8 protein-coding genes are annotated in these 13518 nt (G+C 49.7%); 5 read left to right on the forward strand and 3 right to left on the reverse strand.

Translation table 11 applies throughout. The features are described 5' to 3' along the window. Positions 1–3982: tandem-95 repeat protein (locus IGR76_04520; GenBank protein MBF2077786.1), on the reverse strand; the 3982-nt coding region annotated here is incomplete at its 3' end. An 881-nt stretch (positions 3983–4863) separates the two neighbouring features. Here IGR76_04520 and IGR76_04525 point away from each other — a divergent pair. Next, positions 4864–5304 (forward strand): hypothetical protein, encoded by a 441-nt coding sequence (locus IGR76_04525; protein MBF2077787.1) that lies wholly within the window; start codon positions 4864–4866, stop codon positions 5302–5304. Positions 5305–5570: 266 nt separating this feature from the next. Here the strand turns inward: IGR76_04525 and IGR76_04530 are convergent, their stop codons facing one another. After that, on the reverse strand, positions 5571–6092 hold the full coding sequence (locus tag IGR76_04530; protein MBF2077788.1) for a hypothetical protein: 522 nt from the start codon (positions 6090–6092) through the stop codon (positions 5571–5573). 262 nt (positions 6093–6354) lie between these two features. Here IGR76_04530 and IGR76_04535 point away from each other — a divergent pair, with 262 nt between their 5' ends. From IGR76_04535 to IGR76_04550, 4 genes are all read left to right on the forward strand, one after another. Then, entirely contained in the window at positions 6355–7098 is a 744-nt protein-coding gene (locus IGR76_04535) for an SIMPL domain-containing protein (protein MBF2077789.1), read from the forward strand. Between the two features lie 543 nt (positions 7099–7641). Further along, positions 7642–8628, forward strand: a complete 987-nt coding sequence (locus IGR76_04540; protein MBF2077790.1) for a glycosyltransferase family 8 protein — start codon at positions 7642–7644, stop codon at positions 8626–8628. Positions 8629–9412: 784 nt separating this feature from the next. Next, complete coding sequence (locus tag IGR76_04545; GenBank protein MBF2077791.1) at positions 9413–10570, forward strand: glycosyltransferase family 4 protein; 1158 nt, start codon at positions 9413–9415, stop codon at positions 10568–10570. Between the two features lie 112 nt (positions 10571–10682). After that, complete coding sequence (locus tag IGR76_04550; GenBank protein ID MBF2077792.1) at positions 10683–12383, forward strand: GMC family oxidoreductase; 1701 nt, start codon at positions 10683–10685, stop codon at positions 12381–12383. 511 nt (positions 12384–12894) lie between these two features. Here the strand turns inward: IGR76_04550 and IGR76_04555 are convergent. Further along, on the reverse strand, positions 12895–13518 hold a 624-nt coding region (locus IGR76_04555), incomplete at its 5' end, for a UDP-N-acetylglucosamine--N-acetylmuramyl-(pentapeptide) pyrophosphoryl-undecaprenol N-acetylglucosamine transferase (GenBank protein MBF2077793.1).

Raw genomic sequence — 13518 nt, forward strand, 5'->3', positions numbered from 1 at the left:
CGTTAGCGAGAACGTTGATATCTACAGCGATATCCTCGTCTGTCGCGATCGCATCCGCAGCAGCTACAGGCTGATCGTTAACTGGATTTACCGTAATGTTGACGGTGGCGGTGTTGGAGGTTAGACCTGTCGCATCATCGACGGTGTAGGTAAAGGAGTCTGTGCCGTTGAAGTCGGGGTCAGGGGTGTAGGTAATGGCTCCGGTGGTGGGATTGACGGAGAGGGTGCCGCTGGTGGGTTGGGAGGCGATCGCCACGGTCGCTGGATCAATCGTTCCATTCCCATCGGGGTCGGTGTCATTGCCCAGAACGGTGATCACCACGGCATTATCTTCGTCGGTAGTTGCGGTGTCGGTGGTGGCGACAGGATTATCGTCTACGGAATTGACGGTGATGGTGACCGTTGCAGGTGCGGAGGTGAAGCCTTCCGTATCGTCTACGGTGTAGGTAAAGGAGTCTGTGCCGTTGAAGTCGGGATTGGGGGTGTAGGTGACTACGCCCGTGGTGGGATTGACAGAGAGCGTGCCGCTGGTGGGTTGGGAGGCGATCGCCACGGTGGTTGGGTCAATCGTCCCATTGCCATCGGGGTCAGTGTCGTTAGCGAGAACGTTGATATCTACAGCGATATCCTCGTCTGTCGCGATCGCATCACTGGCGGCAACGGGTTGTTCGTTGATCGAGTTGACCGTAATCGTGACGGTGGCCGGTTGAGAGACTTTTCCTTCGTTATCCTCGACGGTGTAGGTAAAGGTATCAGTGCCGTTGTATTGAGGATTAGGGGTGTAGGTAATGACTCCGGTGGTTGTATTGATCGCGAGAGAGCCATTGGCAGGCTGGGACGCGATCGCCACCGTGGCAGGATTCAGGCTGCCATCGCTGTCGGAGTCGTTGGCTAATACGGCGATCGCAATCGGAACGTCCTCATCGGTAGTGATGGCATCATTCTGGGCGATCGGGGCACGGTTAACGCGGGTAACGGTGATTGCGACCTGATCCTGATCCGTGAGGGGGACACCAATCCCCGAATTGCCCTGGTCGTTGGTGCGGAGGGTGAGGGTTGCCGTGCCGTTGAAGGTATCGTTGGGCGTGTAGCGCAAACCGTCTAAGGCAGCATTGATATTGGCGATCCTTCCCAAGAGAATCATCGAGCTATCGTTGCTGCCATCCCCTTGTAGGAAGGTGAGTCCCGTCAATTTCGATAACGACAATCCCCCAGAGGTCACCGATAGTTGTACCTGCATCGTGCCATTACCCGCATCGGGATCGCTGATACTGAGGGTGTTGCCGTTGCCAGCGTTAAAGACTAAATCCTGGGTTTGAGGGGTGGTCTGAGTCCCCGGCACCGTGTTGACCGGAGGATCGTTAAGGTCGCTGGCCGTGCCCACGATGATATCAACGATATCGCTATCGACGAGCGATCCGCCTACGCCAGTGTTCCCTAGGTCATCGGTAGAGATTGTCAGCCGTGCTGTCCCAATGAAGTCGCGGGCAGGGGTGAAGGACAGTCCATCTAATGCGATGTTAATGGAGTCTATGGTGCCGCGAATCACAATTTCAGGATCGCGTACGCCGTCGCCGATGACGAGGGTTAAGCCTGCAACCCCACTGAGGCTGAGCGTTCCTGCCGAAATCTTTAACCGAACTTGAATGGGGGTCGCGCCTGCATCCGGATCGGTGACTCGGAGCGGATTGCCGTTGCTCTCCGTGAAGAAAATCGACGTATTTGGAGCCGTGATTTGCTGGCCGGGAACGACGTTGATTGGAGGTTTGTTGAAGGGGGTGATGGCGATCGCCACCGTCACCGGATCGGACGTATTCAGACCATCGGTGACTTGATAGGTGAAGCTATCGTCAAAATTGTCGCTGCCGTCGTGGGTATAGGAAAAAGTACCATCGTTGTTGAGAACCAGGCTTCCGTACTGGGGAGCATTCACCAAGATTGCCGTGAGCGTATCGGATTCGCCCAGGGTATCGTTGGTCAAAACGCTCGATTCTCCCGACACCAGCAGGGTTGATGTACCTGATTGATTGACGGCGATGCTATCGGCAACTGCCACCGCGAGATCGAGAACAGGCGCAATTTGAATATTCAGCGTACCAGATACGGGCTTCGTGCCGTCTTTGCCCCCGTCGCTGAGGTCAAAGATAAAGCGATCGCTCGTTGAGTTGCTATTGTCGTGAATATAGACCAAGCGGTTGGCATCGATATCGGCTTGGGTAAAAGTTTTGACGGCTACTCCCGGCTTGGTCGTTAGCTCTAGGCGACCGTGGGTGGGTACACCTGTGACCGTGTACACGAGTTGGGCTGGGGGAGTATCGACATCGCTAGCTTTTAAGTTGGTGGCGGCGATCTCTTTTTGTCCTCCTTCGTTCAGGGTGAGGGCTGTGTTAGTGGCGATCGCAGGCTGATCGTTGACCGGATCAATGGTGATTGAAACCGTGGCTGTATCGCTCTGCCCCTCGGAATCTTGAATGGTGTAGACAAAGGAATCCGTCAGGGTTTCGCTGCCATCGTGGGTGTAGACAAACGTGCCATCGGCCTTCAATTGCAGCGAACCGTGGACAGGCGCGACCGTCGGGATAATAGATACCTTCAAAATCTCATCAGGATTGTCCGGATCGGTGTCGTTATCGGTTAGGTTGATGGAACCATTGACCAGTTTGGTGGTTGATCCCCCCTCCTTAACCACGAGCTGATCATCGCCAGCTATGGGTGGATTGCCCGTGCTGGGTGTGACCGTAATCGTGACCGTGACCACATCCGATATTGCTTTGCCATCACTGGCGCGATAGGTGAAGCGATCGCTCAAAGTCTGACTGCCATCGTGGGTATAGGTAAAGCTACCGTCTGAATTAAGCTGAAAATTGCTGGCATACCGCGGGGCGTCTACGAGTTCAGCCGTAAGTGCTTTTGCTTCAGGATCAACATCGTTCGCTAACACCGATGCCGCTCCCGACTCTAGCTGTGTAATGGTTCCTCCCTTCGGTGCGATCGCCCCATCGTCCGTCCCAATCGGGGCATCGTTGACGGGATTCACCTTAACCTGGACAGTCGCCGTGTCGGTTTTGCCATTTTCATCAACGATTCGATACTGGAAGCTATCGCTAGACGATTCGCTGCCATCATGGCGATACACGAAGGTTCCATCCAGAAATAGCTCGACGGTACCATGCTGGGGTTGTTGGGCAGGGGTTGTGTCTAGGGTTAAAAGCGAACCTCGATCATTGGCAAGCAGGTTATCGCTGCCTCCTTTAAGCTTGCTTTTACTGCCGCCCTCCCGCACGGTCAACGCATCATCCTGCGCATCGGGTTTCGGCGCTAAGGTTTCCCCAAAATCATCGGGAGACAGTTGATCCGGACGCACATTCTTCAAAATGACTAAAGCTTCGCCCGTGCTAGCAATGCTGATCAGAGAATCCCGGCGTCCCGATGCGGAGATAGAGAGATCGGCAAAGCTCAACCCTTTTTTCAGCGTGATTTGATCTTTGCCAACCGTGAAGTCTAGAACCGTATCCGTTCCGTCACCCGGTGCTAAAACAATCGAGTCTCGTCCGCCACCCGTCTCGATTTTGTCGTTTCCCACGCCTCCCTGCAGCCGATCGTTGCCGCCACCGCCAACCAGCGTATCGTCTCCCTCATTGCCCAAAATCTTGTCTGAACCGCCGCTGCCCTCGGCGCGATCGTTCCCCGTTCCGCCCTTGATGCGATCGCGCCCGCGCCGTCCCAGAAAGCGATCGTTGCCCTTGAGACCAATGAGGGTGTCATCTCCCGCTAGGCCATCAATGGTATCTGGTGTACCCGTTCCCCGCAGCCGATCATCCCCTGCCGTTCCCACAATGGATGAGGTTTTTACCTGACTAAGGGACGACTGTGCAAGCTGGGACTGGTGACGAGGTGGATGCTCTAAGACCGATAATGGGTCGCTGTCAAGGGTAGAGGAAGCACTGAATGGAGTTTCAACGTCGAAAATGGCGTCTGACATAGCTTTACCTTATGAGAGGGACAACCCTCCGGCTCGTTAGTCTGTTTGCCAGGTAGTACACCCGAATTGACCTGGGATTGCTGCGCTAGCGCATACTCGTCTGATGAAGACTGCCGTTGGGAACGATAAAACGCGATCGCTAGAGATAGGCTCCTAGTCGAGAATACCCAGTTTTTAGCTAAAAATTAACATTGACAGGCGATCGCCTACGCTTCTACCCCTAGAGTATAAGCTGGTTTAGACGGGGGAATGCCTACTATTAGCAGGGACAGCGATCTACAGAGGCAAGCCAAAAGCGTTATCCGAAATGGGCTAAAGAGCAGGGAAGGCGATCGCCTCCATTTTTTCTACGTCAGTTCAAAATTGGTCTCTAGAAAAAGCGCTTTTTGCAGAGTTGTTCGGCCCGATCAGAAACCCAATGGATCGGAAAAAATCTACAAACCCAATTGACACTTACGAGTATGCAAGATCGGGAACCAAACACCAAACCATAAGAAACATTCATGTCCGTAGAATGAGGGTTCTGGAGATTATATTGAGGTCTAGTCTCTAACCTAAAGCCCTATGAGATTTATATGGATGTCAGAGCCTCCTCACTAAAATTGCTCAAGTTTTAAATCTTTTCCTTTAAGAAATTCCAAATATTTCCGGTAAGCTCAAATCTGAACGTAAAATCTTAGACAGGGTAATACTCTCTGAAACGATTCAAGGTTAGCTATGTATCTTTCCTCTACGCCTAGAGCGGTTTTGGGTAAGGCTGCTAAAGAATTGTTTGTGGCATCGTGTCTTTAATGGAAGATGGAATGCCCTTACTAGAGTCTCTTTGAGTTTTACCCATGTGCCACAACGATTCAACACTTTGCTGATCTGAACGAGGTAGTATGTTAAAGCAAATTGCAACTTTGGGTATTGCGGCGCTTGCGGTAGGTGCAACGGCACCTGTGTGGGCACAATCCTTCCCCGATGTAAGGCCTGCGGACACGGATCATCCTCCCGCTGCTGCCGGAACCTATTCTCCTGACGATGAAACCGTAATTGGTGGACGTGGCGTTTGGTTGCCTTCTTATCCTCCTACTCCTCTCTACTATGCGCTTCCGATGGAGATTTCGGTGGTTCAAGATTCTTCGATCACCACTGATTCTCCGATTACTGACGCCGCTGGTTCTGATGTGATTCGCTGGTCAGAATTGATTACTGAGTGCCTGAATCAGTCACCTGTCATGGTGCGTGAAACGGTGGAAGGCGATGTCATGTTTAATGTAACGGACACGGATCCCACCATCGTTCTAAATTCAAACGGTAAAGCCGTTTGTGCCTACTAATTGAGAAACGGATTTCTGGGGTACGATCGCCCATAGAAAACAGGTCAAATCAAGCTCTTTTATGGGACGTTGCTGATGGGCAGCGTCCTTTCATAGTTTCTGCTCCTACCAACTCTGTGTGAATACTAGACCGCTTCCTGCGATTGCGGTAATGCCCCGAAGAAATGCGAAAAATGTTGAAGCGGCAAATGGCACGCTCTACCTGACCGGAGACGTGCCATAGATTTGCCGAGATGGTAGCGAGAGAAATCTGAGGCACAGCTTGGCTACGATTGAAAATCTGCCTTACAGGTTTCGAGCAAGCGTAGGTCGTTATTGTTAACAGCAGAGATGAGGTGATACCCGGCTGGCTCGGCAGGTACAGTCGTTGGCGTTGTCGAGGCCACGACTCCATCGGTCTGAAGATCCATCGAATAGGCGTAGGTGGTGAGGTCGTAGCTATTGGTAATGCTGAGATTGAGGCGATCGCCCTCTACCGTTCCTTGAAAACAATCAAAGGACGAATGGGGCATGTAGATAGCACCCACCACTGCTTCATCCTGCACCTCCATCACCATATAGCTAGAGCCAATCTGGTCACGGGCTGGGGTGTCACCAAACAGATACACTTGGCTGGAAGGATTAACCTCAGCAGCATCGAGACGCCTCGCGATCAAATCCTGAGTCCTCTCTTCGCTGAGCGTTTGTGCTAGGGCAGCCGTTGTGACCACCGGAGCACTCAACATTCCAAATGCAAGGACAGCGCTAGCAATGGGGCGGACTGCTGCTAGGCGAGTTACAAATGTCATCGCGACCTCCTCGAACCGTATCTGAGTGATGGGTGTGGGCTTTGAGCCCCATACCTTCACCATAGGAGGTCAGGGGCGATCGCCTCATCGACCCTCAGACTCATCCAGATGGGTGATCTTGCCCTCACCCCATTTGAAAAAACGTTGCCAAAACGGTAACAAAAGTGTCTATCTCCCGTCGTTATGACACAGTGAAGATATCCCCAGATTCTCCGATCTGGCTTCCCTGTATTCTGTACTTATGTGAGGAGACCCTATCCCTATGGCATCGATCCAACTCTCTCAACCCAAGCGACTCTCCAAGTGGATTACTGTTGCACTGCCTATTGCACTCAGCGTTACCAGCATGGGCCTACTGACCCGTCCAGCCCTTGCTCAGGAGGAACCTATGGTTCGGATGCTTACCGTGACCGGACAAGGCACAGAATCGATTTCGGCGACCCTAGCTCAAATTCAGCTTGGTGTCGAAGTCCAAGGCAACACGGCTTCCGAGGTTCAACGGGCAATCGCCGATCGCTCTGCCGCTGTGATTGCCTATCTTCAATCTCAAGATGTAGACAAACTGCAAACCACAGGCGTTTACCTGTATCCCCAGTACGACTATTCCGAAAACGGCAATCAGCGGATTATTGGCTATACCGCTTCGAATACGGTGAGTTTCCGCATTGACACCGACGAGGCCGGAGTCGTGATGGATAATGCCGTGGACGCAGGCGCAACCCGGATTGATGGCATCAGTTTTGTTGCCGATGATGGGGCGATCGCCACGGCCCAACGCGATGCCCTCCGCGAAGCCACAGACGACGCTCTATCACAGGCTGACGTTGTCCTCCAGGCTTTGGGACTCAGCCGTGATGAAGTTGTGGGTATTCAAATTAACAATTCGGCCACCTACGTTCCACCCATTCCCTATGCAGCGATGGCAGAGGATCGTTTTGCATCTACGCCTGTCATTGCAGGGGAACAGGACGTTACCGCCACTGTCACCCTGCAAATTAGTTATTAAGGTCTAGGCGATCGCTGACTTATCCACCCGCCAAAACCCCCTCATCCCGTTTCTCGTCTAGGATAGAGGGGATTTTGCCATGGGATATCCCTATCGAAGTAGTCATTTTTTCCCAGTCTTCCACCAGTCTGAGGCCTAGCCTGAATAACATTCCCTCTGGCCTCTCACTCATTTAGAGGTAAAGTCGAAGTAAATTCTTTAAGTAAGTCAACTAAGATTTCATGAAGATGTGACGGAGAAAATATGCTTTGGAGGGATCACTCAGTACCATGGCTTGTGAATGTCGATAAGTTCCTGCTAGGGATGTGTGAGTTATAATCTGCATTTTCATAGTTCATTTTTATCCCAATTAGTTCGATGCTAGTTGCCAGTAGTTAGAGCGAGAAATCTTCAACGTTGTGAAAGTAATGCATCCTTTTTAAAGGATGGAGGTAAGAGCTTCTATTTTGATGTTGATTCAAACATCTAGACAACTCTGAGTATCTTCATTAACAGTAAATCTTAAATAATCCTAATTCAGATGATTTGGCAAGGAGTACATAGATGGAAAAAGTGATTGAGAACAATAGAATTAACGAGGAAAAGGAACCTGTTGTTGTTGCTTGTGCAGCCGACAACTTTTTCTCCATACCTTTAGCAGTTGTAGCCTTCTCAGCACTAAAAAATCTGGATGGCGATCGCAAGATAATCTTTTGTATTCTAGACGGAGGTATCAGTAAGGCCAATCGAGAGAAGATCGTTCAAACTCTGGATTCGAGCCGAGTTGAAGTGCGCTGGATTAAGCCAACATCGGAGCAAATTCAACGAACACTACTTAAGTGTCGCGCTAGCTCCCATCCCATTTCCAACTACTATCGACTTCTCTTACCTGCCATCCTTCCAACACAATTTCATAAAGTAATTTATTTGGATGCAGACGTCGTCGTAGAAGGCAATCTAGCAGAGCTTTGGGATTGCGAGATAGGCGATAACTATGTATTAGCAGTTCAAGATCCCGTTCATCGCAGTCTTTTGAGGGCTGAACATCTCAAATCGTTACAGCTCGAGAAGCAAGGTATTACTGCTGACAACAAGTACCTGAATGCTGGAGTTCTAGTCATTAACTTAGAGAGGTGGAGACAAGATAAAATTGCGGATCAAATACTAAAGTGCATTGCTAAGAATCCTGATTTTCCTTTCCCGGATCAAGACGCTATCAATATAGTGCTTGCAGGTAAATGGGGAGAAATTAGTCCGTTATGGAACCAAATGCATGTCGTCCATAACTTTGAATCCCCCCAAGATAGTCCGTATGATCAAAGCGTCTATCCTGATCTGATTGATAATCCGCGCATTATTCACTACACCAGCAGACCCAAACCCTGGGGTAAAAACTGTACTCATCCGCAGGCGAACCGTTACTTCACCTATCTCGATCAAACGGCTTGGAGCGGCTGGAGGAACACTCCCTTAGTGTACAGTGTGACTTTAATGCAACGGGTAATGAGACGAACCATGATGGCAGTATCCAAGTCTTTGAGTCGGGTGTAATTCTAGGGACACGTCCTACAGGTAATCGCTTGTTTTGGGTTACACAATATTGGCTAGACATCCGCATCTTCAATAGGTAACCGCCCTAGAAGGTAGGTTCAGTAGCATTCATGGGATCACAGTGGCTAACAATTCCAACCCTTGTGGCTTTATTCCGCGCTACGCAGGGACGACCAAAGCAGTAACGCGATGTGAAATCAGAATTATTGATTCCCCTCTATCTATAGCAATCCGATCTGAGTTGTAAGAATATCAAGACCTGAAAGCCTTTCCCCACAGGGATTACTTTCTCACGACCGACTTAGGATTGCTATATAGATAAAAAACTAATAGAGACACCCCATAGTTAAGCTTCGGTAAACTTCCCTGATTTAAGTCAGTCTAAAGATGAAGATTGAGCGATGAGGGGCGCAAAACATCGGAAAGTGAGGAAAGATTATTGAGTAACATTAGTAGCAAGCTAGAGTAAAACGCTTACTCCTCCGATTAGAGTTACACATTACGTATCACCCTTTGACTGCTTTATCAGCAATCTCCCGGATGATTCTACGTCGTTTGCTTACGGACTCTGTTGTTCACTCAATGAGAGCTTTTCTATGGGCTTCCATGCCCTGAACTGTAATAGTGCCCTTCATGCCTGCCTTGAGCTTAGAAAATTCAACGTGGTTAAGTCTTAGGTCTAGAAAAGCTTTTAAACGTGCTCTCAATCGCTAAGTCCAGTCGATGAATTAGTTAAAACCGCGATAGGAACTAAGGTGTCCGCGCAGTCTTGAACTGTTTAAATTTGTCTAAGCTGTTGTTAAAGAATAGAGTATTTGTAGGAATTGGGATTTTTGATATGGGCTTTCATCTAGTTACAAGCAGAGCGTTTGACTTTGAAATGTTTGTTCAGCGCGCTCAGAACGACAAAGGGCCTCGCCACACCATCTATCAAATGAGTCAATATCTGAACGCCACTATTCATCAGCCTGATCCACAAACTATTACACCCGTTGATAAAGTTCTATCGAAAATAATTGGACAACCCTCCCACTGGGCGCTAGCACGGCAACTTGCATTCCAACTCAAACGTGATGATGTTGTTTACTGCACCGGAGAAGATGTTGGCATTCCTCTAGCCATCCTCTTAAAATTCAAGCTCGATCGCCCTAAGCTTGCGATCTCCATCATGGCACCTGATCGTGTGCGTCCACGGACGCTTCTAAAGCGTTTAGGTCTTGCGAGCAGTATTCAACTGTTTACCGTTACAGATCAATACAAAGCGAATTATCTTCAAGATCTTCTAAATCTGTCAGATTCGCACGTTTATCTGCTGCCTGAGCAAACAGATGCTAACTTCTTTAAGCCTGGGGACGGTATGCTACCGAAGTCACGTCCACTGATTGCAAGTGCTGGATTAGAGCAGCGTGATTATTTGACCTTGGCTCATGCCACTCAAGATCAAGATGTAGACATTAAGATTTGTGCATTTTCACCTAACGCATCGGCAGGCACGCGCATAAGCATGCCTGATCCAATTCCTGAGAATATGGAGATTCGGTACTTCGAGTTCGACGAACTGCGAGACCTGTACCGCTCGGCAGATATTGTGGTCATTAGTCTCCTGAAAAATCAGTACTCTGCTGGCTTAACGGTGCTCATGGAGGCGATGGCGTGCAATAGACCTGTGATTATGACCAGAAACATCGGGTTTTCTAGTGAATTGATGGATCAAGGTCTCGTCATCGGTGTTGAACCGGGAGATGCGAAAGGCATGGGAGAGGCGATCGCCTATTTACTTGCTAATCCGAAAGAGTCCCAGGAGATGTCTCAAAGGGCTCATGATTATTTCCTAAACCATAATACTAGTGAACACTATGTGAGATTTTTATCTCAGCGTTTACAGCAGCTGCAAGCTCCAAATCAAGATGCACAGTCTACGCCGCAACTAGAATTGAGTTAGCCCGAACTTAATACATGTGAAAGCGGTGCAAAAAGCTTATATTTTTGCATCCTCGCTCTAGTTCTTCTGCTTTTACTTATACTCATTAAAAACTTCTAATTTGCAGTCTTATATGTTAATAGATTCTCGTGAGCTTTCACCTGACCACGTTATCAACACTGAAGTTTGTATTATCGGTTCTGGGCCTGCTGGCATAACCTTGGCTAGAGAATTGGCAAATAGTTCTACACGGGTTTGCCTATTAGAAAGTGGAGGAATTAGCCAAGATTCGGATATTCAGGATCTCAGCACTGCAGAAACCCTTGGAGATCCATTTCTGTCTCTTCAAGTCACCCGCAATCGTCAACTTGGGGGCAATTCTAACGTTTGGTCTATTAAGCTTGGACGACAGGCCGATCGCCAATGGGAAATCGGCGTACGTTACGTTCCTTTAGATGATATCGATTTTGAAGTTCGAGATTGGGTAACCTATAGTGGGTGGCCTCTTGCTCGTGAGGAACTCGTTCCCTATTACGAGAAAGCCCAAGTGGTTGCCCAAGCAGGCTCCTTTGATTACGATCCGGGAGTGTGGTCAGACGATCAAGTCAAGCCCGTTCCGTTTGAAAACGCGTCTTTTCTTTCTAAGGTCTTTCAGTTTGGCCGACGTTCCGCCTTTTATCAAGATTATTTCCAGGAATTAAGTGCGGCTCCGAATGTTGATATCTATCTCTACGCTACGGCTGTTGAGCTAGAAACAGATGAAGGCCATTCATCTATCAAACGTGTGCGGGTGAGTAACTTCACCGGAAACAGCTATTGGGTTCAGGCCAAGGTTTTTGTCTTAGCTACAGGTGGCGTTGAGGTAGCAAGGTTAATGCTGGCCTCTAATCAGCACCAAACTTCAGGTGTAGGGAACGAGAACGATCTGGTCGGTCGCTTTTTTATGGATCATCCCCTTCTGGATCTGGGTCGCCTGTATCCCACAAATACAGAAGTGTTCCAGAAAATGGCCTTCTACGACATGCGGCGCATAGACGGTCATGCAGTCATGGGGCACTTTAAGCCCAGTCGTTCCGCCATGACTGAACACCATTTGCTCAACGGGGCAATCGTCCTATTTCCGCGACCGAGCCAACGCCAAACGCAGGCGATTCTTTCGTTGAAGGTGTTAGTGGAGCAGGGTTATCTCAAGAACCCGAATCCGAAACATTGGCCTGCGATCGCCCAACACCTATTGAACGTAGCTGGAGGCATCGACTACGTAGCCCGTGCAGCGTACCTCGCCAAAACCTACGATCAGTCCTTACTCCACGGCTTTGGTCGAGGGGGATGGGCAGAGCAACCCCAAACCCACAAACGGTTTCAATCTTTTGAGGTGCTGATGATCACGGAGCAAGCCCCTGATCCAAATAATCGCGTTCAACTGAGTCGCGATCGCGATCCCCTGGGTATGCCGCGTGCCGAACTTCATTGGACGTGGGGACAGGTTAACATCGATAGTGCCCGACACACGCAAGATCTATTTGCTACAGCCGTTGAAACTGCTGGGCTTGGACGCTTAGCGAAAAACTGCCGAGATGGACAGCCCTACCTGAGCGGACCCGCCGGACTAGCGCACCACATTGGAACGACTCGCATGAGTACGACGCCCCAGACAGGTGTGGTGAATGAAAACTGCCGGGTTCACTCGGTTCCTAATCTCTACGTTGCCAGCAGTGCTGTCTTCCCCACAGGAGGCTATGCGAACCCAACGCTAACGATTTTAGCCTTGTCCCTCCGACTCGCTGATCATCTGAAAACCCAGGTTCTCCCTCAAATGATGAGCTATAGCTAGAGAGACTTAAAAACAATAAGCGCCAGTTCCTTGACATGAAACATGTCTGCCTGAACTGGCGCAAATAATGAGCATTCAAATGATTAAATACTTCAACGATTAAATACGTTTACTTGTGCCCTCCTGATTCTACCCAACTCGAATTCGGTTCCCCTTCAAAAGGCTGTACGCCAGTTTCAGGGTACTCATCGGTACTTGGGCTAAATATCCGAGCTACGCCTTCCGTAAGATATTGAATTGCAGCAGCGATCTTAGAAAAAAGTTTCATAATTGCCCTCCTTCATTAAAACGGTGAGGCAAACCTTTAACAGTTTCAATCCGAGCTTGGGAGATACTTAGTGGGTGGCTACACCTGTTGTGATCGCCTCTTAATTTGATCATACGAGGACTACCCTCAAAGTGTCATTAATTGTTGATAAGTGCATCACTCTTTTGCATAACGTTTTATTGCATTTCATGCACGTTTCGTTACCAGATTTGACGGATCTTCAAGGCTTGAGCTAAGAGGCACTTACACTCCGTTTGCAAGAACTTGGCGAATGAGAGAGGCTAACTTTTCGGCGCTATCTGTAACCGCAAGCTGACACGTCGCCTCCGCAAAGGGCTGTAATAGGTCGGGCGATCGCAACCAGTCCAACACCTGATTTTGCAGAGTCGCCACCGAAAGCGAGGATTGGGGATAGACGATCGCCGCCCCCGCCGTTTCAAACACTCTAGCGTTATAGGTTTGGTGATCCTCCGCCGCAAAGGGATAGGGAATCAAAATGGACGGCGTTCCGGTAACCGATAGCTCCGCGAGGGTTCCTGCTCCGGCACGACTCACTGCCAGCGTTGCCCGCTGAAACAGTGCAGCCATGTTGTCGTAGAAGGGTTTGTGAATGTAGTGGGGATGGCTGAGGGCATTCACCTCTGGATCGAGGTCTCCGGTCAGGTGTACCACCCATGCTCCAGCCTCCAACCATGCCGGAGCCGCTTGCCGGACTAGCTTATTCACCGCCACGGCTCCCTGGCTTCCCCCCACGACCAGGACTACGGGAACCTGATCCGGAATGCCCAAATCGGCTAACGACGGGGCTTGATTTAAAGCCTCTAAAAACTGCGATCGCACGGGCGTTCCGACACAAATTTTAGACTT

Origin of the sequence: Synechococcales cyanobacterium T60_A2020_003 (assembly GCA_015272205.1) — a bacterium.
Lineage (GTDB): Bacteria > Cyanobacteriota > Cyanobacteriia > RECH01 > RECH01 > JACYMB01.

Bases quoted from the DNA above. Each gene is read 5' to 3' on its own strand.
- IGR76_04535 (MBF2077789.1), top strand. From the start codon at position 6,355: ATGGCATCGATCCAACTCTCTCAACCCAAGCGACTCTCCAAGTGGATT.
- IGR76_04540 (MBF2077790.1), top strand. From the start codon at position 7,642: ATGGAAAAAGTGATTGAGAACAATAGAATTAACGAGGAAAAGGAACCT.
- IGR76_04525 (MBF2077787.1), top strand. From the start codon at position 4,864: ATGTTAAAGCAAATTGCAACTTTGGGTATTGCGGCGCTTGCGGTAGGT.
- IGR76_04530 (MBF2077788.1), bottom strand. From the start codon at position 6,092: ATGACATTTGTAACTCGCCTAGCAGCAGTCCGCCCCATTGCTAGCGCT.
- IGR76_04550 (MBF2077792.1), top strand. From the start codon at position 10,683: ATGTTAATAGATTCTCGTGAGCTTTCACCTGACCACGTTATCAACACT.